The organism is Ghiorsea bivora, from assembly GCF_000744415.1.
Lineage (GTDB): Bacteria > Pseudomonadota > Zetaproteobacteria > Mariprofundales > Mariprofundaceae > Ghiorsea > Ghiorsea bivora.
In genome coordinates, this window is sequence record NZ_JQLW01000006.1 from 167,500 (window position 1) to 193,331 (window position 25,832).

General features: G+C 42.9%; 26 protein-coding genes. 6 read left to right on the top strand and 20 right to left on the bottom strand.

The window, feature by feature from the left end; genetic code table 11:
- Complete coding sequence (locus DM09_RS03420; RefSeq protein WP_157753590.1) at positions 1 to 414, bottom strand: GtrA family protein; 414 nt, start codon at positions 412 to 414, stop codon at positions 1 to 3.
- Complete coding sequence (locus DM09_RS03425; RefSeq protein ID WP_038247670.1) at positions 368 to 1,300, bottom strand: glycosyltransferase family 2 protein; 933 nt, start codon at positions 1,298 to 1,300, stop codon at positions 368 to 370. Before DM09_RS03425 ends, DM09_RS03420 begins: the two co-directional genes overlap by 47 nt.
- Positions 1,301 to 1,520: 220 nt before the next feature.
- Here DM09_RS03425 and DM09_RS03430 point away from each other — a divergent pair, with 220 nt between their 5' ends.
- Positions 1,521 to 2,501, top strand: a complete 981-nt coding sequence (locus DM09_RS03430; RefSeq protein WP_038247671.1) for an HDOD domain-containing protein — start codon at positions 1,521 to 1,523, stop codon at positions 2,499 to 2,501.
- A 45-nt stretch (positions 2,502 to 2,546) separates the two neighbouring features.
- Positions 2,547 to 2,726: a hypothetical protein gene (locus DM09_RS03435; protein ID WP_038247672.1), complete on the top strand. Its 180-nt coding sequence runs from the start codon at positions 2,547 to 2,549 to the stop codon at positions 2,724 to 2,726.
- Here DM09_RS03435 and DM09_RS03440 read toward each other — a convergent pair.
- From DM09_RS03440 to DM09_RS03450, 3 genes are all read right to left on the bottom strand, one after another.
- A complete protein-coding gene (locus tag DM09_RS03440) occupies positions 2,720 to 3,481 on the bottom strand; it encodes a hypothetical protein (protein WP_038247673.1) in 762 nt (253 codons plus the stop codon). The two genes, DM09_RS03435 and DM09_RS03440, sit on opposite strands and share 7 nt — an antisense overlap.
- Positions 3,482 to 3,681: 200 nt before the next feature.
- Complete coding sequence (gene argB / locus DM09_RS03445; protein WP_038247674.1) at positions 3,682 to 4,566, bottom strand: acetylglutamate kinase; 885 nt, start codon at positions 4,564 to 4,566, stop codon at positions 3,682 to 3,684.
- On the bottom strand, positions 4,563 to 5,075 hold the full coding sequence (locus DM09_RS03450) for a hypothetical protein (protein ID WP_038247675.1): 513 nt from the start codon (positions 5,073 to 5,075) through the stop codon (positions 4,563 to 4,565). The genes argB and DM09_RS03450 overlap by 4 nt, the downstream gene beginning before the upstream one ends.
- 196 nt (positions 5,076 to 5,271) lie before the next feature.
- Between DM09_RS03450 and ilvC the strand changes: the two genes are divergently transcribed.
- The 3 genes from ilvC to DM09_RS03465 all read left to right on the top strand — a co-directional run bounded on the left by ilvC (position 5,272) and on the right by DM09_RS03465 (position 6,995).
- A complete protein-coding gene (gene ilvC / locus DM09_RS03455; RefSeq protein ID WP_038247676.1) occupies positions 5,272 to 6,288 on the top strand; it encodes a ketol-acid reductoisomerase in 1,017 nt (338 codons plus the stop codon).
- 145 nt (positions 6,289 to 6,433) lie between these two features.
- Complete coding sequence (locus tag DM09_RS03460) at positions 6,434 to 6,664, top strand: AbrB/MazE/SpoVT family DNA-binding domain-containing protein (protein ID WP_038247677.1); 231 nt, start codon at positions 6,434 to 6,436, stop codon at positions 6,662 to 6,664.
- Entirely contained in the window at positions 6,654 to 6,995 is a 342-nt protein-coding gene (locus DM09_RS03465) for a type II toxin-antitoxin system PemK/MazF family toxin (protein ID WP_038247678.1), read from the top strand. The genes DM09_RS03460 and DM09_RS03465 overlap by 11 nt, the downstream gene beginning before the upstream one ends.
- Before the next feature lie 231 nt (positions 6,996 to 7,226).
- Here DM09_RS03465 and DM09_RS03470 read toward each other — a convergent pair whose 3' ends face one another.
- From DM09_RS03470 to DM09_RS03520, 11 genes are all read right to left on the bottom strand, one after another.
- On the bottom strand, positions 7,227 to 7,559 hold the full coding sequence (locus DM09_RS03470; RefSeq protein WP_051938051.1) for a DOPA 4,5-dioxygenase family protein: 333 nt from the start codon (positions 7,557 to 7,559) through the stop codon (positions 7,227 to 7,229).
- Positions 7,560 to 7,839: 280 nt separating this feature from the next.
- Positions 7,840 to 8,775: an anthranilate phosphoribosyltransferase gene (locus tag DM09_RS11320; RefSeq protein ID WP_038247679.1), complete on the bottom strand. Its 936-nt coding sequence runs from the start codon at positions 8,773 to 8,775 to the stop codon at positions 7,840 to 7,842.
- 246 nt (positions 8,776 to 9,021) lie between these two features.
- Positions 9,022 to 9,957, bottom strand: a complete 936-nt coding sequence (locus DM09_RS03480; protein ID WP_038247680.1) for an ABC transporter ATP-binding protein — start codon at positions 9,955 to 9,957, stop codon at positions 9,022 to 9,024.
- Positions 9,954 to 10,916 (bottom strand): ABC transporter ATP-binding protein, encoded by a 963-nt coding sequence (locus DM09_RS03485; RefSeq protein WP_038247681.1) that lies wholly within the window; start codon positions 10,914 to 10,916, stop codon positions 9,954 to 9,956. The genes DM09_RS03480 and DM09_RS03485 overlap by 4 nt, the downstream gene beginning before the upstream one ends.
- 89 nt (positions 10,917 to 11,005) lie before the next feature.
- Positions 11,006 to 11,677 (bottom strand): electron transport complex subunit E, encoded by a 672-nt coding sequence (locus tag DM09_RS03490; RefSeq protein WP_318024132.1) that lies wholly within the window; start codon positions 11,675 to 11,677, stop codon positions 11,006 to 11,008.
- Positions 11,674 to 12,333 carry an RnfABCDGE type electron transport complex subunit G gene (locus DM09_RS03495; protein ID WP_232507736.1) on the bottom strand — a complete coding sequence of 220 codons (660 nt, stop codon included), beginning with the start codon at positions 12,331 to 12,333 and terminating at the stop codon, positions 11,674 to 11,676. The genes DM09_RS03490 and DM09_RS03495 overlap by 4 nt, the downstream gene beginning before the upstream one ends.
- Complete coding sequence (locus tag DM09_RS03500; protein ID WP_038247682.1) at positions 12,330 to 13,391, bottom strand: RnfABCDGE type electron transport complex subunit D; 1,062 nt, start codon at positions 13,389 to 13,391, stop codon at positions 12,330 to 12,332. Before DM09_RS03500 ends, DM09_RS03495 begins: the two co-directional genes overlap by 4 nt.
- Entirely contained in the window at positions 13,388 to 14,965 is a 1,578-nt protein-coding gene (gene rsxC, locus DM09_RS03505; protein ID WP_232507737.1) for an electron transport complex subunit RsxC, read from the bottom strand. The genes DM09_RS03500 and rsxC overlap by 4 nt, the downstream gene beginning before the upstream one ends.
- Positions 14,958 to 15,545: an electron transport complex subunit RsxB gene (gene rsxB, locus DM09_RS03510; RefSeq protein WP_038247683.1), complete on the bottom strand. Its 588-nt coding sequence runs from the start codon at positions 15,543 to 15,545 to the stop codon at positions 14,958 to 14,960. The genes rsxC and rsxB overlap by 8 nt, the downstream gene beginning before the upstream one ends.
- Positions 15,546 to 15,548: 3 nt before the next feature.
- Entirely contained in the window at positions 15,549 to 16,130 is a 582-nt protein-coding gene (gene rsxA / locus DM09_RS03515; protein WP_038247684.1) for an electron transport complex subunit RsxA, read from the bottom strand.
- Positions 16,131 to 16,313: 183 nt separating this feature from the next.
- A complete protein-coding gene (locus DM09_RS03520; RefSeq protein ID WP_038247685.1) occupies positions 16,314 to 17,042 on the bottom strand; it encodes a DUF481 domain-containing protein in 729 nt (242 codons plus the stop codon).
- Positions 17,043 to 17,136: 94 nt separating this feature from the next.
- On the opposite strand from DM09_RS03520, the gene uvrB reads away from it, so the two are divergent.
- The gene (uvrB, locus tag DM09_RS03525) at positions 17,137 to 19,110 is read left to right on the top strand and encodes an excinuclease ABC subunit UvrB (protein ID WP_038247686.1); all 1,974 of its coding nucleotides are present in this window, start codon (positions 17,137 to 17,139) and stop codon (positions 19,108 to 19,110) included.
- Here the strand turns inward: uvrB and DM09_RS03530 are convergent.
- The 4 genes from DM09_RS03530 to dnaE are packed head-to-tail and all read right to left on the bottom strand — an operon-like array spanning position 19,094 to position 25,664.
- Positions 19,094 to 20,020, bottom strand: a complete 927-nt coding sequence (locus tag DM09_RS03530; RefSeq protein WP_038247687.1) for a cyclic nucleotide-binding domain-containing protein — start codon at positions 20,018 to 20,020, stop codon at positions 19,094 to 19,096. The genes uvrB and DM09_RS03530 overlap by 17 nt on opposite strands.
- Positions 20,021 to 20,059: 39 nt before the next feature.
- Positions 20,060 to 21,073, bottom strand: coding sequence for an FAD:protein FMN transferase (locus DM09_RS03535; RefSeq protein WP_051938055.1), 1,014 nt, complete (start codon positions 21,071 to 21,073; stop codon positions 20,060 to 20,062).
- Positions 21,074 to 21,107: 34 nt separating this feature from the next.
- A complete protein-coding gene (locus DM09_RS03540) occupies positions 21,108 to 22,067 on the bottom strand; it encodes an acetyl-CoA carboxylase carboxyltransferase subunit alpha (RefSeq protein ID WP_038247688.1) in 960 nt (319 codons plus the stop codon).
- A gap of 3 nt (positions 22,068 to 22,070) precedes the next feature.
- Positions 22,071 to 25,664 carry a DNA polymerase III subunit alpha gene (dnaE, locus tag DM09_RS03545; RefSeq protein WP_051938057.1) on the bottom strand — a complete coding sequence of 1,198 codons (3,594 nt, stop codon included), beginning with the start codon at positions 25,662 to 25,664 and terminating at the stop codon, positions 22,071 to 22,073.
- Between the last annotated feature and the right edge of the window lie 168 nt (positions 25,665 to 25,832).

Genomic DNA, 25,832 nt, shown 5'->3' on the forward strand with positions numbered 1-25,832 from the left:
TTATTTAACTTGAAATGTCCAAAGCTTATGAATGACAAACGATACCAATGGAATCACCATCACAATCAACAGCGTTTGTATATATTGGTTGTCCAATCGAAACCATGTTGACGACATATATGCCAGCACAAATGCCCCACTTTGCACAGCAAAAAAACGTACAAACTTCTGTGCATCAAAGCTTGCTTTAAACACATATTTGCTCTGAAAAATATATGAAAACATAAAGGCAATGAGAAAAGCACAGCTATTGGCAAGCAATACCGATGTGCTAAGCCCATAAATTAACAACCATGCCGACAACAAATGAATCAGGGTCGCAATGATACCAAAAAAGCCATACCTACTTAATTGCAGCAACAGTATTTTAATATTCGCGCTCCACGATATAAATCGGCCTACGCTTGGACTCAAGGTAAATCCTGCCGATATATTCACCCAAAATACCAATACCCATCAATTGAATACCACCAAGGAATAACACAATGGTAATGATTGAAGCATAACCTGGGCTATCCACCCCAAACATCAGTGTTTTGAGCACAATCCACGAGCCATACACAAAAGCAATCAACGCTAATACACTGCCGACATACAACCAAACGCGTAACGGAGCCGTTGAAAAGCTGGTGATACCATCGAGTGCAAAATTCCAAAGCTTCCAACCATTAAAACTGGATTCACCTGCTACACGTTCTTCGCGTTTGTAGGTTACAACCGCAGTTTTAAAACCAAGCCATGCAAAAATACCTTTCATAAAACGCTGGGTCTCGGGTAGTTGTTTTAGCGCATCAACCACACGCCGTGACATCAAACGATAATCCCCAACATTTTGTGGGATTTGAATATCTGATATTTTATTATGCATTTTATAGAAAAATTCAGCGCTCATCCGCTTGGCAGTCGAGTCAGTTGTTCTGTCTTCTCGCTTGCCGACCACCACATCGTAACCTGCTTCATATTCACGTACAAAATCTAAAATAAGCTCGGGTGGGTCTTGCAAATCCACGTCAATGGGCACCACCACTTCACCTTGGGCATGGTCAATACCCGCAGTAAGCGCTGCTTCTTTACCAAAATTCCGTGCTAGGTTTAAAACACGAACTTCATCGTGTGCTTTGGCTTTTTCAATCAAAATATCCAATGTGTTATCGCGGCTTCCATCATTCACAAACACAATCTCAAAGTCACGATTCAAACGTTTTAAAATGACAAACATCTCTTGCAAAAACACATCAATCACGCCTGCTTCATTATAGCAGGGTGCAACAATAGATATAAATGGAGTTTTATTTTGCATGAATCGCTAACCGCCTGTGTTCCCAATGTTGAAAGTGTAATTCGTGCCATTGCCTAAAGCAAACATACACATAACTTTATATGGCTGTTCCTAAACTCTCACATCTTTATAACCCTATAAAAAACAGAAAAACTACACATTAGGCATAACAATTGCTTGTTACAATCAACAATCAACATTGATACCGATAAACAAATAAAAAAGTTGAGGCAACAGTAAAATGTGGCGTTTATTTAAAAGATTTTTTGCAAGTAAACAAAAAGAAACCTTTGAGACTGAAGAAAGAAAACATAATCCTTTTAATCTCGATTTAGGGACCAGAAGTGGCTTTGAAGCTAAGCAATTATTGGAAACAGTCACTCAACCCGAACGCCTTAAAATGTATGCCGATGCAGTCAGAAGACTACCTATGCCTTCTGCATTATGGGATGAATACCAACGCCTTTCCCGCGCAGGCGCATCCAACCGTAAATTATCATCCATCATCAAAGGCGACCCCGTGCTGTCAGCTCAAATCCTTAAGGTTGTGAATGCACCAGCTTTTGGACTGAGAAAACCTATTGTTGATTTAAACAGAGCTATTTCACACTTGGGCAACAACTTGGTAAGAAGCATCGTCGCCAAACATTGTTTTTCTCAAGTGATTCCCCAAATGCGTGGTGCTTACAACCTAACTGACCTTTGGAAACACGGCATGGCAGTATCAGCACTGGCTGAAGTTGTAAGCAAACATATACCCAAATGTGAAGCCAAAACTGCAGCAGCGATAGGTCTGTTTCATGATATTGGACGCATGGGTCTTAACTTTGTTAAAACAGAGCGTCAGCCCATTATGTTTAACCATGAAAAAGGTATACTTGTCCACGAAGCTGAACGCTTTGGCTGCACACATGTTGAAGTCGGTTGTATTTTTGCGGAACATTGGAACTTACCTGAAAAAATACAACAAGGTATCCTCTGGCACCATCACCCTGGTGCTGCTGACAAACAGGTTGTGCCTGAATCCATCCGCGCTGAAGTTTTTGCTGTTTATATTGCAGATTTATTGGCAAAACACTTGGAATTTAGTGGCGGGAATGCAAGTAAGACCCTACCCCATGAAAGTTACGCACCCTTATTACCCAAAACAACACTTTATGACCTGATGCAAAATAAAACCATTAGCAAAGAGCTTTGGCGTATCAACTGCATTGATTTTTAAGTTATGAAAAGAAAGTATCTGCTTCTTACCTACAAAGGAGAAGCAATGAAGAAACTTATGATTTTACTCACCATATTGGCTGCAATCACAGCCTGCAGCGAAGAAGAACGCCCTGCAGCACAAGCCAAACATGCACTTGATGCAGCTCAGCAAGCGGCAGACCAAGCCACACAACATGCACAAGATATGGCAGATAAAGCGCAAGAAATGTTAGATAATCAGTAAGTATCCAAACGCTTGAGCCAGCCGTTTAACCAGCGTTGCTCATTGCGCTCTGGTGGTGAAAGACTGACCCGCTGCTGTAACATTTGTTTTGCTGAGCTCACGAATGCCCTAAGTGCATTACCTTCATGATCCATATTGAGTAACACTTGCGCCAAGCCCCAACCTTTACCGTGGTAACGCTCGGTTTCTTTAATACCTTCACCCTTAAAATTCACATAATCAATCAAGGCATACCAACCATTCGGGCTGGCTGAAACCCGTTCAAACTGGTGTTTGATTTTATCCTTTTCAACTTGGTTTTGCCCAATCGCCAACATCTTGGGCAAAGCATCCGCCAACCGCTGCATGATAAAGGATGCTTGTACATCTTGAGTATCTGCCAAAAACTGACGCAGCTGTTCAATTTGAGGCTTGTTTTCATCTTGTAGAAATTCAGCTTTATTCTGCCAAGGACTAGATTGATTGGGCTGTAATATATTTGAAAGCCTTTCAGGAACGATGACACCCTGCTGCTGGTACCAACGCATTAAATCAGGAAAACTTTCTTGAAATGGTGCATTCGAGCCTTTGGGAAACCAAATAAAATGCCCTATGCCCAAGGATGGAAAATCTTCACCATCATTCCAAGACACCAAACACTCAAACTTGCGATTGCATTCATTCTTAAAAATTAAATCCGCAATGCGACTTTGTTCTGCTTTGGATATATTGGAAACATCAGCAGCTTGCGCTTGGCTTACCAAACTACAAAGCAAAAAGACTACCCATAACCTTTTTTTACCGCAGAGGGTGCAGAGTAACGCAGAGAAAATGTTTTGAGACATATATTTCATTGGCTTAAATTAGCTCGTCTCTACTTGCTGTCGCTTTGTCTTAGCACAAGGCAAAAGCGCAGAGCTTACTAACAATAAGTGAGCACTTTTAACGCAGTGCTTAGGCAAATAAGGCACAAGCCCTACGATGCAAACACAGTCCCTACACCTTCGTCTGTAAACATTTCTAGCAGGATTGCATGCGGCACACGCCCATCAATAATATGCGCTTTTTCCACACTGTTTTCCACTGCATCTAAACAGCAATTCACTTTGGGAATCATGCCACCAGCAATCGTACCATCAGCTATCCATGCTCTAGCTTCATCAGTGGAGAACTTGGATTTGAGTTTTTTGTCTGCATCCAACACACCCACAACATCCGTTAATAAAATTAATTTCGCCGCACCCAAAGCTTGGGCTATCGCACCTGCAACCAAATCAGCATTAATATTATAACTTTGCGCTTTATCTTTATCATAACCCACAGGCGCAATCACAGGCACAAACTTATCACTTTCAAGCACATTCAAGATTTCCGTATTGATTTTGTGCACTTGCCCAACATGCCCCAAATCAATAATTTCAGGCACATCCAACTCAGGTGAGTTTTTGGTCACTTTCATCTTACGCGCACAAATCAAACCACCATCTTTACCCGATAAACCAACAGCTTTACCACCTGCTCTATTGATATTGGCTACGATTTCTTTGTTTACCTTGCCCGCAAGCACCATTTCAACAATATCCATGGTCTCATCATCGGTTACCCGCATACCATCAATAAACTCAGCTTGTTTACCGATTTTTTTGAGTACATTCCCAATTTGTGGCCCGCCGCCATGCACCACCACAGGGTTGATACCCACTTGTTTAAGCAGTGTGATGTCTTTGGCAAAACTTTCTTTCAGGCTTTCTTCCACCATGGCGTTACCGCCATATTTAATCACTATGGTTTGGTCTGCAAAACGCTGCAAATAAGGCAGCGCTTCGACCAACATGGAAGCCCGAGAATTCATGTGTTTCATGCCGTACTAACTTTCCGTTTCTTTTTCTTTTCAGGTTCCACATCAAGCAACATTTGAAACAATAACAAAATACCAACCACAGCCACTGTTGCCCCAATGGATACCAAAATCAACGAACCTTCAGGGTGTTCCAACTGTTTACCCATAGGTATAAACACGAGAATACCTGGTAAAATCAATGCCAAACGTGTCATTCTTAATTCCAAACTAAACAAGTTTGCTGCAATGCCTGGTGTAGATAAAAGCGCATATAATGTAAGTGCAATCCAATGGTTTTCACCATCAACCGATGTCATACGCTCCCAAATACCAGACTGTAAATTGGGGTCCAACCGCATATCAAATGAGGCAGCAAAAAGTAAAATCACAAAACCCAAAACCGACCACAACAATATGGCAATAAACCGACTTTCTCTTGCCCATTTGTTCACCCATGCAGCATTACCAACCACGTAAAAGATACCTGCAAAAAGTATGCCCCAAAAAGCATGATTATAATTCAAATCCATGATGTGTTCGTCCCTTGTGAAATATTCGTTGCACGCACCCTACAAACAAAGCTGCGATTCGACAAACTGTTATCCATTTCCATTAAAAGCGCGTGAAACCTGCTCTATCTTAAAGAATAGGTGATATTTTGTTCTGACTTGATTAGGGTGCGCGACCATTTTAAGTTTTATTGAACATATTTAGGAGTACAAGCCCATGGCATTAAACGTTTATTATGATAAAGATGCAGACTTATCCATCATCAAAGGCATGAAAGTTGCCATCATTGGTTATGGTTCTCAAGGTCACGCTCATGCGACTAACCTTAATGATTCAGGTGTAGACGTTGTTGTTGGTCTTCGTACGAATTCTTCATCTGTGGCTAAAGCCGAGGCACATGGCTTGAAAGTAAGTAATGTTGCAGATGCTGTTGCATCAGCTGATTTGGTGATGATTCTTACCCCTGATGAATTCCAATCAGTATTGTACAAAGAAGAGATTGAGCCAAACATCAAAAAAGGTGCAACTTTGGCATTCGCTCATGGTTTCGCAGTTCACTACAACCAAGTAACAGCTCGCGCTGACCTAAACGTTGTGATGATTGCACCCAAAGCACCAGGTCACACTGTTCGCTCTGAATTTGAGCGTGGCGGCGGTATTCCAGACCTTATCGCAGTGCATCAAGATGCAACTGGCAACGCCAAAGACATTTGCTTGTCTTACGCATCAGCGATTGGTGGCGGTCGTACTGGTATCATCGAAACAACATTTAAAGATGAAACTGAAACAGATTTATTCGGTGAACAAGCGGTTCTTTGTGGCGGCGCGGTTGAATTGGTGAAAGCTGGTTTCGAAACATTGACTGAAGCGGGCTACGCACCAGAAATGGCATACTTTGAATGTTTACATGAATTGAAATTAATTGTTGATTTGATGTATGAAGGTGGCATCGCCAACATGAACTACTCAATCTCTAACAACGCTGAATACGGCGAATATGTGACTGGCCCTAAAGTGATTAACGAAGAGTCTCGCAAAGCCATGCGTGAGTGCTTGCACAACATTCAAACGGGTGAATATGCAAAACAATTCATCCTTGAAGGTGCAACCAACTATGCTTCAATGACTGCTGCACGCCGTAACAACGCTGCACATCCAATCGAGCAAACAGGCGAAAAACTTCGCGCTATGATGCCTTGGATTAAGAAAATCGTAGATAAAGAGAAAAACTAAGTTTTCTTAACCGTCTGAATGATTCAAGAGGCTGCCGCGAGGTGGCCTCTTTTTTTGTGCTTTTAGCATATGTATCATGAAAGAACTTGCAATATCATAGGTAATGGGTAATACTGTCATTACATTCATACATAGAGGTTTAGATATGCAAACAGCAACAAGTAAACTAACCAGTAAATATCAGGCAACTATTCCTAAGCCTGTTCGTAAAGCCCTTCATCTTCAAGCAGGCGATGCCGTGGCTTTCGATATTCAAGATAATTCCATACAGCTTAGGAAAGCGCAGCCTATTGATTTCGCATTTGCAAAAGGCATTGAAGCCACCCTAACCGAATGGGCAACCGCCGAAGACGAACAAGCCTACAATGACCTTTGAGGCATTTGATGTCGTTGTTGTTCCCTTTCCATTCACGGATAGAGCAACCACAAAACGCAGGCCTGCACTGGTACTTTCTGATGCAAAAAGCTTCAATCTTCCCGTGGGTCAATCTGTATTGGCTATGATTACCAGCGCCAGTAATTCTGATTGGGTATTGGATGTTGAAATCAGAGACCTTGATGCCGCAGGTCTATCATCACCTTCCATTGTGCGCATGAAATTATTTACACTAGACCATCAACTGATTCTAAGAAAAGCAGGCACGCTCAATAAAAAAGACCAAACGCAGGTCAAACAAGCTTTAAACAAACTATTCCCTATCAAGTAACCCTTACCCTCGTCATTCCCACGATTAGGTGAATTGCGTAGCAAGAGAGTATCCCCTGAGGGAAGACGGGAATCCACAGGCAAGCTACGCACTCGAAAGGCCTTTCTGTTTTGAATATACCTTGACTATGCTCAGTATGACATCTCTCTCATCCTCTCGTCATTCCCACGGAGGTGGGAATCCACTACCAATAATGGATACCCGCCTACGCGGGTATGACGCACTAGAAAATTATTTAAATATATCCAAGTTTAGTGACTCTATACTGCCCATCCACATGGTATGCTCGGTATGGTCTTTAAGGTCATCGCCTGTGTTTCCATGAATAAACACAGTTAAACCTTTTCGGTTAAGCATTAACCAAGGCACAACTTCTGCAAACTTCTCAGCCGTTAAGCTAATCTGACAGCTCCACATGGGGTGCGGACCCACAGGTTGTTGGTGTTTAAAACCAACAGGCACATCAAACAATACACCCACTTCATCGCAAAGCTTGGATGCTTGCTCAAAAGTGCTTTCATTATAATAAATATGCGCGTGATAGTTCATTATATTGGTGTCCATTCATTCTCCCATTACTTGCATAGCCCTGTGGATAAGTTATGATTTAAAAGGTAATCTCTATTCAAGTAAATTGCCACTGATATACCATATAAATCTTTCGATATTTTACCTACACTCAATTAGGAGGGTAGATTAAAAAAACTAAAACCTTTAGCTGTCACAGGTGGACTATGGAAAACTTAACAACAATGGAAGTAATTATTTATATCGCAGGTATTGGTATAATATTCATAATAGCAATTATCTTGAAACTACTTTTATCTCATAAAGGGATGGTCAGTTAAACAGCAATAACAAGGTGACTATTAAGTGAAAAAATAACCTGCTTCACTCTTTCAACTGTAGCTTGCTCTCGCTCGGTTCTATTACCATTTAACATGCGCTGAAAATCATCATAAATTTGTTGTAAGTCTTCCACCGCTTGTTTGGGATATGTTTCACAACCACTATCTTCAAAGGCTATGCTTTCAATCGTGTTCCCTGTTTGATGCTTTACTACCTTTTGCCTATCAGCATACAATTCAGGCTCACCTTCTGCGCCCATAAACACCAAAGATTCCTTTTGACCAAGCAATACATTCGCTTCTGCCATATAATCGGCATATGGGGTATGAAAAAAGCCGTTGAGTTGTTTGTCGCACTGCATGGGGTTGAGCAACCTAGCAACCGTGTTGACAAAGGAGCGTACACCCAATCTATCGCGCAAATGATAAATTCGATTCAAGTCAGGGCATATATCCTCTAAATCCATATACACCATGCCATGTTCATCCATGATATTCTTGGCTTCAGATAATGTGGTCGCAGCTTTAATGCCCACTGTTTGTAATACCTGCCAAGCTGTGACACGTCCTTCGATGTGGGATATGCCATGCACAAAAATGGGAATACCTTTGTCTTTGGCTTCCAGAGCCGCAATCAAATAAGCATGTGCTGCGCGACGTTTACCCGCATAACAAGGTAAATCCACCGTACCTTGCGGGGCAATGGTATGATTAAAATGAGACACATGCTCACGGGCAGCTTGGACAAAACCTGCAAGCTCAGCAGAGGTTTCCCCTTTCATGCGCTGGGCAATCAAAAACGCACCCAACTGCAATGCATCAGCTTGTGGATTTAATAACTCGGAGAATACAAAACGCGCTTCATCCTGATTCAAATGCTCTGAGCCATGTTTACCACGGGCTACACGTTTAATTAAAGATGCTACTTCCACTTCAACTCTCCCTTTGTCATTCCCTCGCCACCCCAGGGTGGTCTCTCTTGCTATGCAATTCACCTTCAGGAGGGAATCCACCTAAGCTACTCAACACACATGGATACCCGCCTTCGCGGGTATGACGAGTTATTTCTCGATGATAACCTGTCACCTTGAGCGAAGCCGAAAGGTCTTAGATGCCTCCACTACTCGGCATGAGAAATTATTCGCACACTTCCTTCGCGTGTCCTCTGCTGTGGAAAGTTACAGTGGATACAAACAAGCTACGCCATCCTTAAGCTGCATATCAAATAATTTACACGCATCTTGAGCAAAGGCACAACGCGGCGCAAAGGCACAACCAACACTTGCCACACCTTCATCCACAGCAATCACATCTTCATCACTACGTTGGCTAGGGTGACTGATGGGTTTGGCATCCAATAATGATTTGGTGTAAGGATGTTTAGGATGATTAAACACCGTATCTACATCGCCCTCTTCCACCACAAAACCTGCAAACATGACCATTACCCGCGTCGCAATATGTTGCACCACGGATAAATCATGGGAAATAAACAAATATGCCAAACCTTTTTCTTGTTGCAGTTGTTTTAATAAGTTCAAAATCTGGGCTTGTACAGACACATCCAACGCAGATACAGGTTCATCCAAAACCAACACTTCAGGCTGCACAATCAATGCTCTAGCAATGCCTATACGTTGCCGTTGCCCACCTGAAAACTGGTGTGGATACCTATCCAAAGCTTCTTCACCCAAGCCACATAACTGTAATGTTTCAGCTACTTTACGCCTGCGCTCTGCCTTGCTTAAACTTGGCTGATGCACACGCAAACCTTCTGCCACCGTATCCACAATTTTCATTTTAGGATTTAGCGAGGCAAAAGGGTCTTGAAATACCATTTGCAAATGTTTACGTTTTTCCCGCAAAGCTTTGCCCGTTAACAAACTAACATCTTCGCCAGCCCATATGACTTGCCCTGCATCGGCATCCAATAAACGCATGGCTAATCGTGCTGTAGTTGACTTGCCACTACCTGATTCACCCACAATCGCCAGTGTCTCACCCCTAACCAAATCAAAGCTTAAATCATTCACCGCAATTTTTTCTGCACCACCGCCAAAGAAACCACCACCCTTAAACACTTTGCGAATATGTTGAACGCTTAACACACTCATGATTCAGCAACCCTAATACAACGTGCTTGATGCACCCCACTATGCCAAGCATCAAGACGAACAGGTGCAGCAGCACACAATTGACTTGCCCTATCACAACGCGGTGCAAAACGGCATCCCTGCGCCCAATCACCAGGGCTTGGCACATTGCCAGGAATCACCGCCAGTTGACCATCTTTGGTAAACTCAGGGCGACACTTCATCAACGCTTGGGTATAAGGATGTGATGGTTTATCAAAAATATCCATCACCGATGCTTGCTCAACAATTTCACCCGCATACATCACAGCCACTTCATCTGCCATTTCAGCAACCAGCCCAAAATCATGGGTGACCAACAACATACCTAAACCCTTTTCTCGTTGTAGACTACGCAACAAAGCAATAATTCGTTTTTGTACCGAAACATCCAAGGCTGTGGTTGGCTCATCAGCAATAATAAATTCAGGCTCACCTGCCATTGCCATGGCAATAAGAATACGTTGACGCATACCACCTGAAAGTGAATCTGGATATTGCTGCATCAGGTGCTCACCATCTTGCAGACCAACATCAGCCAGTAAAGACAATGCTCTTTGAACTGCGGCACCTTTATCCAAGTCTGTATGTAAATGAATCACTTCTAAAATTTGGCTACCAATCGAAAATACAGGATTGAGCGCAGTCATCGGCTCTTGGAAAATCATGGAAATAACACCACCACGAATCTTGCGTAGTTCATGTGCAGATATATCAAACAGGCTTTTGCCATGAAGCAAAATATCACCTGATTCTTTATTCACACCTTGAAACTCACCAAGCCTTAACATGGATTGTGCCGTCAAACTTTTACCACAACCCGACTCGCCCACCAAGGCTAATACTTTGCCCGCTTTTAAACTTAGCGATACATCAGATACTGCTTTAATATGCTGACCTGACACTGGAATGGACAACGATAGATTACAAATCTCAAGCATGTATCAATGATATTGTTGGCAATTTAACATCTGTTTTCACTGTTTTTCTTCACGCATAGATGACATCATAACCATCAACCACAAATGCATCAGCTGCTCACTTCTTGTGCTACTTGCTGCGCAGCTAAAGCTTCTTTTTTCTTTTGCATACGTATATTAATAAGATTTACACCTGCCAAAATAAAACCAAGCGCAATAAATGCTCCTGGTGGCAAAATAAAGACCAATACATCAGGATAATCTGCACCAAACACATCAAAACCAAACAAATGACCTTGCCCTAAAAGTTCGCGTACACCACCAAGAAGTAACAAAGCAAAAGTGAAACCTAAACCCATACCCAAAGCATCCATAAGTGAATCTGACACGCTATTTTTACTGGCAAAAGCTTCGGCTCTGCCCAAAATTGCACAGTTCACCACAATCAAGGGAATAAATAGCCCTAAAACTAAGTACATCTCATGCATCCAAGCATTCATGACCAATTCAACCACAGTCACCAAGGATGCAATAATGACAATATATGCGGGAATACGTACTTCACTCGGAATAAAATCTCGAACCAAGGATACAATCAAGTTGGAGCCCATCAGTACCAATAATGTTGCCAAACCCATCCAAAAACCATTCTCAGCCGAGGTGGTTACTCCAAGCAATGGACACATACCTAATAACTGAGCAAAAATGGCATTATTATACCAAAAACCATCATTAAATATCTCTTGCTTACCTATCTCTGTACTGGATGATGATGAATTCACGATGAACCTCCAGACTTTTGATTCGCCAACTGTTTATCTTCTTTCTGCTGCTGGTTGGCCTTGTATGCTTTATAAAAACCTCGTCGGCTTTTTTTGTACATGCTTAAGCCATGATGTACTGCTTTTACCACGGCACGAGGGCTAATGGTCGCCCCAGTGAACTGGTCAAAATCACCACCATCTTTTTTCACTTTCCATGTAACATTATCTAGTGTCTTGCTCACAAAACTTTTTAACCATGCTGTGTTTTTGGTAATACCATCACCCAAACCTGGGGTTTCTTTATGCTCAGTAATACGAATCGCTACAATTTCACCCGCAACACGGATACCCATCAAAATTCGAATCGTACCTGAATAACCATCGGGTGCAATTTGCTCCCACGCATAGCCAATCACACGCCCGCTTTTGTCACGCGCAGGAAATACTTGAAGCTGCTTAGTATCCGACAATGAATACACAAAAGCATCTTTTACAGGGTCGTTATCATGCTCAGGCAAGACTTGCACCAAACCTTTATGCAAAGCCGCTCGTTGTGCTTCCGCAATCGGTTCTTGCGTAATTTGGTCTGCTATAGCCAACAATGATGCCGCAATTAACCCGACTATAAATAATGCCAGCACCATTCGTTGCTGTGTTTTATCCAAGCTTATCATGATTTTTCACCACGTTTATAACCATACACGCGTGGTCTGATATAATAATCAATCAGCGGAGTGGCACAGTTCATGAGAACCACTGCAAACATTGCACCTTCAGGGTAGTTACCAAACGTACGAATCACCCATGTAAGCAAACCACAACCCACACCAAACACGATTTTACCTATGCCTGAAGATGGTGAGGATACAGGATCGGTCGCCATAAAAAACGCGCACAAAATCAAACCACCTGCCAACAAATGAAACAATGGCGGTGCATACACATCAGGATTAATCAGGTTGAAAATACCTGCAAACACAGCCACTGTTAACAAATAAGATACAGGGATATGCCAAGAAATGGTATGCCTTGCCATCAGCCAAATACCACCCATCAACAACGCCAAGGCGCTGCCCTCACCCAAGCTACCTGCTTCACGACCAATAAAAGCATTAAGTGTGGAATACTGATAATTGGCTAAAGCTTCACCCACAGTAACGCCTTGGGTAAGCTCTGTTTTTACATGCCCTAATGGTGTCGCCATAGTAATGGCATCCCATGTTTGTTTCACGGCATCAGGTCCTAAGAAAAAGAAGGATAGACTGTTGCTGAAATCATACATATCCAGCACTGCACCCATATGCATGGGAATTAACCATGATGTCATATACAGCGGAAACGAAATCAACAATACCACACGCGCTGCTAATGCAGGGTTAAACAAGTTATAGCCCAAACCACCATACAATTGTTTACCCAAAAGAATGGCAAAAACCGCGGCAAAAACCGCAATCCACCATGGCACTGCCGCAGGCAACACCAATGCTAAAAATAAACCCGTTAATGCCGCAGAACCGTCCCAAAGCCTTGCTGTATCTCGCTTCATCATACGCAGCACGACATATTCAGTGAGCAGACTCATACCGATGCAAGTGGTCAGTAAAAACACTGCCAGCCAACCATACAAATACACACTGACCATGGCTGCTGGAATTAAAGCAATAATAACCGAAAACATGGTTAATTGTATGCTGTTGCCGCTATGCTGATGGGGAGAACTTAAAAAAATCATGACTCAGCCTCAGGTTTCTTAGTTTCACCCTCAGCAGCTTCTTGGGCTTGTTTTTCTGCCAAAGCCTTAGCTCTTGCTTCTTTTTTCTCTTTGGCGATACGGCGTTTTTCTTCTTTTTCAGCCAGCTCTTGCGCAATGCGTGCATCACGCGTTTCAGAGCGTTTGCGTGACTCTTCAGCAAACGCTTTTTCACGGCGAATTTGTGCCACTTTTCCTTTACCAAAACGGAAATAATGCACCAAAGGAATATGCGATGGGCAAACATAGCTGCATGCACCACACTCAATACAATCAAAAAGATTGTAATCTTCAGCTCTTTCAAACTGTTCTTCTTTGCAATGCACAGCCAACAAATTGGGCATCAAACCTGCAGGACATACATCACCACAATCCCCACAACGAATACACGGGTCTTCTTGGTGATGTGCTTGCATCAATGTTGATATACGCATAGCAAGAATACCATTACTCGCCTTAACCACAGGGATACGCATATCTGTTAAAATATCACCCATCATCGGGCCACCGTGAATCACTTTAATGCCATCCGTATCATCTAAACCACATTGCTCAAGCAGCCATGCAACAGGTGTACCCAAACGCACACGCATATTGGTTGGGTTGGGCAAGGCATCTCCACTCACTGTCATCATACGCTCAGTTAAAGCTTCGCCCAAACAAACCGCATCATAAATGGCTTTGCTTGTACCTACATTTTGCGAAAGCACGCCAACCTGAATAGGCAACCGACCTGCAGGAACTTCTTTACCCGTCAACACTTGAATCAGCTGTTTTTCACCGCCTTGTGGGTATTTGGTGGGCAATACTTCAATACGTACACTTGCATCAAGCCCCATATCAACCAAGGTTTTCTGCATCACTTCTACGGTATCCATTTTGTTGTCTTCAATGGCAATAATACCCTGCTGTGAGCCTACCATATGCATCAAAATATCCATGCCTGTGACAATCTCATGCGCTTTTTCCAACATGAGTTGATGGTCATTGGTTAACCAAGGTTCACACTCAATACCATTAAGTACAACCGTTTCAATTTTATTTTGTTGATCCAATACCAGTTTGATAAATGTCGGAAAAGCTGCTCCACCCAAACCGGCTAAACCTGCACTTCTGATTCGCTCACGCAGTTCAATAGGGTCCGCACTGCGGTAATTGGGTAGTGGATACAAAGACTCATCTACCTCATCTTTGCCATCAGGTTCGATAAAAATACATGGTAAACCCAAACCTGATGGATGTGCAATCACATGATCTTCAATTTTTGTTACCGTGCCAGAGGTTGATGCATGCACAGGCACGGATAAATAACCTTGAGATTTCGCAATTTGTTGCCCGCGCAACACATGATCCCCCACCTTAACCAAGGGTTCACAAGCATCACCAATATGTTGTTTCATGGGCAAAATTATTTGTTTAGGCAGCGGGCAAGTCATGCTTGGTAAACCTGCCGTCTTTTTCAACTCTTGTGGATGAACACCACCCGTGAAGCTGTGTTGTGGTTTAAGGTGCAGCTGTTCACCCAGCCCTTTAAGCATCTCAAGCAACTTAGACATGTTCTTCCTCATGGTGAACCGCTCTACGTTGCTCTGCCACTTGAGCACGCAACGTGCCTGGCACAGGCCAAGACCAATGCTCTAAAGGCTCTAGCACTTCCACCATTTCAATGCAGTCCACAGGGCATGGCTCCAAGCATAATGTACAACCCGTACACTGATCTGCAATAATTGTATGGTATTGTTTGGGTGCGCCAATAATACAGTCCACAGGACAGGCTTTAATACAAAGCGTGCAACCAATACATTCATCTTCTCGAATATACGCAACCATAGGGGCAGTTTCTTCTTCTTCAATTTCTTTAGGTTCCACACCCATAATACTAGCGATTTCTTGCATGGTGCGCTCACCACCAGGCACGCACTGATTCACATCTGCTTCCTGTGACGCAACTGCATTGGCATAGGGGCGGCAACCGGGATAACCACATTGACCACATTGTGTCTGTGGCAACAAGGCATCGATATTATCCGCCAAAGGGTCACCTTCCACATGGAAATACCGTGATGCTAAAGCCAATGTCACGCCAATCAACAAAGCAAGACCTGCAAAAATGAGAATCGCATAAAAAACATGCATAACTTAAACTTTAACCAAACCTGAGAAACCCATAAATGCCAATGCCATCATACCTGCGGTAATCAAAGCAATGGGCGAACCTTTAAATACCTCAGGAATAGGAGCAGCTTCGATACGCTCACGCAAACCAGAAAAGAGAACCAATACCAAGGCAAACCCCACAGCAGCACCAAAACCATACAACACCGAAGCAAAAAACGAATAATCTTGTTGAACATTTAAGATAGCCACACCCAAAACTGCGCAATTGGTGGTAATCAAAGGTAAAAAGATACCCAGACCTTGGTGCAATACAGGGCTGGTTTTATGCATCACCATTTCCACAAACTGCACCAGTGCCGCAATAATCAGAATAAAAAACACGGTTTGCAGATATAAAATATCCAATGGGATGAGAATCCACTGTTGTATCAACCACGACATGGTCGAAGCTAAAGTCATCACAAACATCACCGCAAACGACATACCAATCGCCGTTTCAAGTTTACCCGAAACACCCAAAAAAGGACAAATACCCAAAAACTTGGTCAGCACGTAGTTGTTCACCAACACGGCAGACAATAAGATTACAGCAAATTCAGTCATAGGCTGCACTATACCCGAAGTTTAAATTGTGCCAACCTTCAAAATACTTCGTTAAAGCCTATTCCTTCATCCCGCTTGTATTTAGCCTGAATTATTCGCAAAATACTGGCGTACCCTTGCTTGCCCCTGTATTGAAAACAAAGGTTCTGCGCAATTATCACCATGATTGATGAATAATTCGGACTAAAAGCTATAACCCAACAACACCGAAGTTTTCGTATCCGTAGGCACCTTGCCCACTGGTGGTTTTGTAATGGTTCGTTCTTCATGGCTAAAATCAACGGTAAAACCATGGAAAAGCTGGTGAACCCAAGTGATTTCACGCAATAAAAAATCATCGTCATTGCCAAGCTCACCCGAAATTTTCACATTCACCTTATTATCACCATCAAAAACATATTCACTCATCAAAGCCACATGTTTACCATTATCGTGGTCAACTTTGAGTTTGTTCACTTTCTCGGTTATCCGCTGCCCATAACCAAGCTCTACATCCACCAAAAAGTTAGGAACATCTGTAAAAGCATGGTAACCCAAGGCTACGACATAAGACTTTTCACTATAAATACCACTAAACTCATCTTGCCGATAACCCAGCTGAATCACAGTATATATATGATTCACAATATCATAACTACCACGCAAATATGCCTCATAATAATCAGAGGTTAATACACCATCTTCTTTTGTTTGCGAGGCTTTGAAGGTAAATGTTGAAGCCCAATCTTGATACGAATAGGATAAATCCAAGTTACCATCAAAGTTATCCGTATTGGTATTACCTGAGCTAAGGTTGCCTCCAAAATTCACACTTCCCGAAAAAGTTTGCGCTGGTGTTTCATCAGCATAACCAACTTGTGCAACCAACAACATCAACCCACAACAAGCACCAACCACATTATGCTTTAACATGTTTACTCCTTTAAACACACAGCTTTTTTCAAAAAAGAAACCTATGCACCACCAACTGGGATGCAAACATTTCCTATTGGCGTAAGCTTCGCCCATGAAATTCAAACTCGCAGGCAATTTTACACCCCAAGGCGATCAACCCGCCGCGATTGATACGCTTGTACGCGGACTTGAAAGTGATGAACCTCACCAGGTCTTGCTTGGGGTCACAGGCTCAGGTAAAACCTACACCATGGCATGTGTGATTGAACGTTCACAAAAACCAACTCTAATCCTCGCTCCCAACAAAACACTGGCAGCCCAACTTTATGGCGAGTTCAAGCAGTTTTTCCCTGAAAATGCAGTGGAATATTTCGTATCTTATTACGACTATTATCAGCCTGAAGCATATGTGCCAGCATCGGATACTTTTATCGAAAAAGACTCTGCCATCAATGAACATATTGATAGAATGCGCCACGCTGCCACCCGTGCTTTATTGGAACGCGAAGATGTGATTATTATTGCTTCTGTATCATGTATTTATGGTCTAGGTAGCCCTGAAGCGTATGCTAATATGTTGCAATATTTTGAAGTAGGACGCGAACAAGACCAACGTGCCGCCGTCAATAAACTGGTCGAATTACAATACACCCGAAATGATATGGATTTCCACAGGGGTACATTTCGTTTACGTGGTGATGTGCTTGAAATTTACCCTGCCGACGCTGAAGACTCTGCCATTCGCGTCGAATTTTTTGGTGATGATATTGATGCTATTTCCCGTTTCAACCCACTCACTGGGCAACGCATAGAATCTTTGCATAAATACACAGTTTTTCCAAAATCGCACTTTGTTACCCCCAGATCCACCTTGCTTAACGCTATGGAAAACATCAAAGTCGAGTTGTCTGAACGTTTGGCAGAGCTGTACGACCAAAACAAACTGGTTGAAGCCCAACGCTTGGAGCAGCGCACCATATTTGATTTAGAAATGATTCAAGAAATTGGACACTGCACGGGTATGGAAAATTACTCGCGGCATTTATCAGGGAGAAAAGCTGGAGAAGCACCACCAACTTTACTGGATTATTTACCCAATAATGCCGTGGTCATGCTGGATGAATCTCATGTGACTGTACCCCAAATTGGTGGTATGTTTAAAGGCGATAGAGCACGCAAACAGACCTTGGTTGACTTTGGTTTTAGGTTACCCTCAGCACTGGACAATAGACCCTTACAATTTCACGAGTTTGAAGCCATTGCACCACAAATTATCCATGTTTCAGCCACACCTGGCAATTATGAAATGGAAAAAACAGGCGGTGTATTCATTGAACAAATCATCCGTCCAACTGGGCTTATTGACCCTGAAATTGAAGTCCGCCCAGCAAGCACGCAAGTTGATGATTTCATTGGTGCAGCCAATGAAGTGATAACCAAAGGTGACCGTGTCTTAGCCACTTGTTTAACCAAACGTATGGCAGAAGATTTAACTGAATATTTAACCGATGTAGGTTTAAGAGTACGCTATTTACACTCTGATATTAAAACCATTGAACGCATGGAAATCTTGCGTGACTTGCGTCTGGGTGAGTTTGATATCTTGGTAGGTATCAATTTACTTCGCGAAGGTTTGGATTTACCCGAAGTAAGCTTGGTTTGTATTTTTGATGCCGACAAAGAAGGGTTCTTACGCTCTGTGCGTTCACTGATTCAAACCATTGGTCGCGCTGCACGCAATGCAGAAGGCAAGGTTATTTTGTATGCCGACAAAATCACAAAATCCATGAAACAAGCCATGGATGAAACCAGCCGTCGCCGCGAAAAACAACTGGCTTACAATGCACAACATGGCATCACCCCTTTAACCATTAAAAAAGAAATCCAAGATATTCTTGGTTCGGTTTACAACTTGGATTATGCCCACATCCCAGAAATCGCAGAACCTACCCCGTTAACGCCTTACGAGAAAAGCGTGCGTATCAATGAGCTTGAACGTTTAATGACCGAAGCTGCTGCTGATTTAAGGTTTGAGGATGCTGCCAAGTACCGCGATGAAGTGGCAAAGCTTAAAGATGATGTTTAAGCTTATAATCCTCTAAAGATGGAATTGTATTAATCGTCATATCTCTTGCTTCTCTATCATCCAAAACTGCACTAAGCACAGCTCTGTTTTCTTTCAGTTTACGATAAACCTGTCCATAAAGCGCATAACCAAAGTCGGAATAACGCCCGCTCCAAGCTGCAATACATGCATTACGCAACGCCAATACACGCACAGGTTCTAAAGCCTTCACAGTTGCACCATGTGGATACCCTGTAATCACGGAAATTTCTCCCAACTCATCACCTGAGCCTTGCTCCGCCACTACAATTTTACTATCAAGTTCGCTTGGATGCTGAAAACTGATTTCAACCCTACCTGCTAAAATTAAGAACATAAAAGAAGCTTCATCACCTTCATGAATAATGACCTCACCTTCTTTTACACTGACATATTTCGCATTGTATAATGCAACTTCGCGTACTGCCATGGGTAAGGTTGAGAAAACAGGGTTAACCGCTAAAGCACTGGCTGCAGCACGTCGTTCTGCCAGCTGTGTAGTCGCCCTAAGGAAACGTTCATTACTATCAAACAACATATGTACAGTTTCTGCTGGAACAGCATACAACTCACAATCATCTACAGCCCTAACTTCTGCGCCAGCTGTGCCTTGATACAACACAGATGCCTCACCAAACACATCACCTGGTGTAATCGAACCAACTTCATACACATTATCTTCATGGCGTTTATTCACCAACAACTGCCCTGATTTCACAAGGTATAAAGACTCACCCTTCTGCCCTTCTTCAATCACAGGTTCATCGGCTTCAAAACTTATCAGATCGGCAGAACTAAACAAAAGTTGCAACTCATCAGGGTATAAAACACGCAAATCAGGGAATGCATTTCCTTGAAAAACCTCATGATTTGCCGCATTTGAATCAATCATTATGCCATTATCGATGAATTTTCAAAAAGCTGCAAGTTTTTACTCACTTTCTTTCTCATCCAGCAAATGAAATTGAGTTTTTATACCCGAACTCATATGAACCAACATGTCTGGGTCCACCCATATCGCCTCAACATTGGGCATACTTTCAACAAGTGACATCCCTTTCTCAAAACCCAAAATAAACAAAGCTGTACTCAAGGCATCGGCTTGCATTGCTGTGGGTGCTTGAACAGTCACACTTACCGACTGCATTGCAGGAAAACCCGTTTTAGGATTGATAATATGGTGGTATCGCTTACCCTGACTTATAAAAAAACGTTCGTAATCACCCGATGTTACAATGCTAGTATCTGCTGATATATCCAACCAGCCCAATGCTGTATCCTGCCTAGGATGACGAATAGCAATACGCCATGATTGACCGCCATGGTCACCTAAAATACGCATATCCCCGCCAGCATTAATAATAGCATGTTGTATGCCTAGATGCTTTAATTTTGCGATACCTTTATCAATCGCCAAACCCTTGGCAATCGCACCAAAATCAAGTTGAATCCCTGCCTTATCTTTCACCCATGTACGGGGTGCAATACGCCGTATGTTATCCACACCTGAGCGTGTTAAGGCTTGTCTCACTTCTGCTTTTGATAACACTTGCCTTGGTGCCACATCACCAGAAAAACCCCAGCGCATGTTCAAATCACCTAGCGTAGGGTCAAAGGCTGCTTGTGTTTCGCGCCAATATTTTATGGATTGCTGCAATAATGTATCCACAGCTGCATCTAACTGCACAGCCTCACCAACCGCAGCTTGGTTAAAGGTTTTCACGGTATTCAACACATCACCATGGGTAGTAAAAGTGTTTTCTACCGCTTGCATCGCTGCCGCAGCCTGCGTGATTGCCTGTAAAGCAACATCTTCTGGTTTACCAGTGACTGTAAAAGTTACCACTGTGCCTAATAATAAACGTGTTTCTTTAATATCTTGCAGCTGAGGCTGACAAGAAACAAGTAGAAATAAGGCAACCACTGCCCATATAAATTTTAACATCTGTAATGCACGATACCCTGTTTAACGAACTTGTTTATGCTTTTGTGCCAAAATCTCCCAAGTCGCGCAAACGTTGCTCTCGCTGCTTCAGCAATGTGTTGGCGGGCACTTTTAGCAGTTCACTTAAACTTTTATACAATGTATCAGCCATCATCTCTGCTGCCTGCTCTACATTACGATGTGCACCTTCTTTTGGCTCATCAATAATTGCATCAATTAAACCTAAGTTTTGCATATCTACAGCTGTTGGTTTCAAGGCTTCAGCGGCTTCTGGTGCAAACTTACGATCGCGCCAAAGAATAGCAGCACAGCCTTCAGGTGAAATCACGGCATAGGTTGAAAACTTTTGCATGTATAACCTATCACCCACACCAATCGCCAGCGCACCGCCCGAACCTCCTTCGCCAATCACAGTGGCAATCACGGGTACTTTAAGCTTGGCAAGCTCTTGCAAGTTGCGTGCAATGGCTTCACTTTGACCACGTTCTTCAGCATCAATACCCGGCCATGCACCTGCGGTATCAATAAATGTAAGCACAGGCATCTCAAATCGCTCAGCAAGTTTGAACAAGCGCAATGCTTTGCGGTAACCTTCAGGTTTTGCCATACCAAAATTACGATGCAACTTTTCTTTGGTTGTTTTGCCTTTTTGATGCCCTACAATCATCACCGAATGTTCACGAAAACGTGCAACACCGCCAACAATTGCTGCATCATCAGCAAAGGCACGGTCACCGTGCAACTCTTGAAAATCATCAAAAATCAAAGGCACATAATCCAATAAGTTTGGACGGTCTGGATGACGCGATAGCTGACAAATTTCACTGCGTGTCGCCTTGGCATATACCCGTTTTACCAAGTCATCACGTTTTTTATGCAAACGTTCGACTTCTTCTGCAATATTAATATCCGCATCATCGCCCATCAGTGATAACTCCTCAATTTTGGATGTCATTTCTGCAATTGGACGTTCAAACTCCAGATATGTCGCCATGTTTTACCCCTGTCCTGCCTGATAAACTTTTCTTTTCTCTGCAAACTTCACTTGCCACGGTTTGCATACAATCTTTATGGACGATTTATCCACATACTCTTTTAACCAATCTTGGCTTCTTTGGTGCCATAAAAATGAGCTAGTCATGGTTTCCAACTCGGCAATACTGCCATCAGGACGGCGAAGCGCAAAGTGTAAGGGTACTTGCGTGGTTATTTCTTCACGATTCGTATCCCCTATATCTTTCACAGCCACAGGTTTAACACAAAATTGCTTCACACCATCAATCATACTTTCGTCCCAAAGCGTAGTGCTACTATGGACACACACTTTTTCAATCAGTTGCGGCAGTATATCTTCCAACAATGTGACATGCTCTGCAATAAGCACAGGGCTGTTTTTGCTAGCATCCACTTTCGCCGCCAGTAAAATCACTTGGTCGGGTTTAATCATTTCCCCACACTTTTCATAAGTTTTGGCAAATACAATCAATTCCGCAGTACCATACAAATCATCGACCTGTACAAAAGCCATATTGGCACCATTTTTGGTTCGATAATCACGCACGGATGAGATATACACAGGTAAAATCACAGTGGACTCATGTTCCAACTCTTCAAGCAAACTTAAATTGGTATCACCAAGGTTTTCAAGGTTGGACAAATGCTCTTCTAAAGGGTGACCTGTCAAAAAGAAACCAAATACTTCTCGCTCTGCCTGTAAATTTTCGCCCATACCCCACTTGGGCACATCAGGGAATAAATCAGGTTCATTTTCACGAATAGAATCCACGGAGAACAAGGCAGACTGCCTATCATTCTGTTGTTTCCTGCGCTGGTTCGCCGTATTCAGTGCAGCATCCAAACCTTTGAGGCCTGCTGCAATATGTGGCACAAGCCCTGCCATTGCACCCGCTTTAATCAATGCCTCACCAATACGTTTATTAAAACAGCCTTTGGGAATACGCGTAATCAAATCCTCAAAACTCTCAAAAGCACCATGTGCCTTGCGTTCTTTCACAATTGCACGAATCGCAGCTTCACCCACGCCCTTGATGGCTCCCAAACCAAAACGAATACCTTTATCGCCATCAGGCGTAAACTCCCAATCCGATTCATTGATGTGTGGTGCCAAGATTTCTAAACCCATATGTTCACAATCTGCAACCAAACCCATGACTTTTTCATCCGAACCCATATCGCATGATAATGTCGCTGCCATAAAAGCTTGCGGATAATGCGCTTTGAGATATGCCGTTTGGTAACAAATCAAACCATATGCAGCTGAATGTGATTTATTAAAACCATAACCCGCAAACTTTTCCATCAAATCAAAAATTTGCTCAGCCTTGGCAGGGTCATGCCCATTTTTCTCAGCGCCTTCCATGAAAATTTCGCGCTGTTTCTGCATTTCTTCAGGTTTTTTCTTACCCATAGCTCGGCGCAGCATATCGGCTTGTCCAAGCGAATAACCTGCCAATACCTGCGCAATTTTCATCACCTGTTCTTGATACAAAATCACGCCATTGGTTTCTTCAAGAATAGGCTTTAACTCAGGCAGCGCATATTGGATTTCTTGGCGACCATGTTTACATTCCACATAGGTATCCACCATGCCTGATTCCAAAGGACCTGGTCGATAAAGTGCTACCAAGGCAATCACATCTTCAAAGCAATCAGGTAAAAGCTTGGTTAATAGCTCTCGCATACCTTGGGATTCAATCTGGAATACCGCTGCGGTTTGCCCGCTTTGCATCAATTCAAAACTTGCCGTGTCATCCATAGAGATATGATTAATATCAAAATCTGGGTTACCCGTCTCACGCACCAAACGCACAGCCAAATCGACCACAGTCAAAGTTTTTAAACCCAAGAAATCGAATTTGATTAAACCTGTTTTTTCAGCGCTGCCCATATCCCACTGCACCACAGGACTTTTATGTGCGTTTTCTCCACCTTTGGGGTCGCGGTTCAGCGGCGCTGTTTCTGCCAGTGCCCAGCGCCCGATAATCACACCCGCTGCATGTTTACCAATATTGCGATTCATACCCTCTAACTTGAGCGCCAAATCAAACAAAGCTTGCACCTCATTGTCTTCTTCACACATCGCTTCAAGCTTGGGCTCTTGCTCCAAAGCCTTTTCCAGCGTGATGCCCAAATCCGATGAAATCAGCTTGGCAATAGTATTCACCTTAGCCAAATCAATGCCCAATACCCGCCCAACATCACGAATCACCGCCTTGGCTTTCATCGCGCCATAAGTAATAATTTGCGCCACTTTATCTTCACCATATTTATGGGTGACATAGTCAATCACTTCTGCCCTACGGTCGCGGCAGAAATCAATATCAAAATCGGGCATGGAAATACGTTCTGGATTCAAAAATCGCTCAAACAGAAGCCCGTACTTAATCGGGTCAAGGTCAGTAATTTCAAGCACATACGCCACCAATGAACCTGCCCCCGAACCACGACCTGGACCCACAGGAATACCTTGTTCTTTCCCCCAAATAATGAAGTCGGATACAATCAAAAAGTAACCGGGGAAACCCATTTGAATAATAATATCCAACTCAAATTTGAGCCGCGCATCATACACTGCCCTATCGGCATCAGGCGTACCCTGCGTAATGGCTGCCCAGCGTTTATCCAGACCTTGCTTAGATAATGTACGCAAATATTCATTCAAATCCGAGCCATCAGGTGTTTGAAAATCTGGCATTTGCCAGTTGTAAAACTCAAGTTCCACATTGCATGATTGGGCAATAACCACCGTGTTTTCCAATGCTTCAGGCACATCTTCAAACAAACGATTCATTTCTTCGGATGTTTTTAAATGCCGTGCATCGCTCAAGCCATTCAAGTCATCGGCATCCAAAGTCGCATTATCCCGCAATGCCGACAGCACTTTAAAGGCCTGTTTATCATCTTCATTGAGGAAATGAACATTGTTGCTAGCAACCAAAGGAATATCGGTTTCATGCGCCAAAGCAATCACTTCTTGATTCAGTGTTTCTTGCCCATGATAATTTAAACGCTGCAACTCAAGGAAGAAACTGTCTTCTTCAAAAATATCTTTGTATTCTAAGGCAAGTTCTCGGGCAGCTTCTTTATCACCTTTTCTTAAAGCACGCTCAACATCACCATCCCAACCCGAAGACAACGCAATCAAACCTTCGCCATACTCGCGTAACAAATCTTTATCAATACGCGGTTCATAATAATAACCTTGCAACGAAGCAATCGACACCAGTTTAATCAGGTTATGCCAGCCCACATTGTTCCGTGCCAATAAGACAATAGACGGAAAATCAGGGCGACGCGGCCCTTCGCTGACTTTTTCTTGAATCGTATCACAAAGGTTAAACTCACAACCCAAAATGGGTTTAATGCCTCGGCTCATGGCTTGCGAATAAAATTCAATCGCACCAAATAAATTACCATAATCAGTTAAAGCCACAGCGGGCTGCTGCAAAGATGCCACCAAGTCCAACATCTTTTTCACCTTGGCAGTGCTGCGTTGCATGGAATAGTCCGAATGCGTGTGCAGATGAACAAAAGGATTATCGTAGGTTTGCGGGATTTGTTCAGATGACATGACGCAAGCTTAGCCGAGTTTCAAAACATAGTTAAGCGTATTTATCACTTATTCACCTAATGCTTTACGCAGTGCCTTTTTCAACTTCTTTCTGTCATAATCTTTGGGTGATTTTTGCACTTATGTGTGTGTTGCAAGCTTTTTTCGCACCTTAATATCGTGCACTTT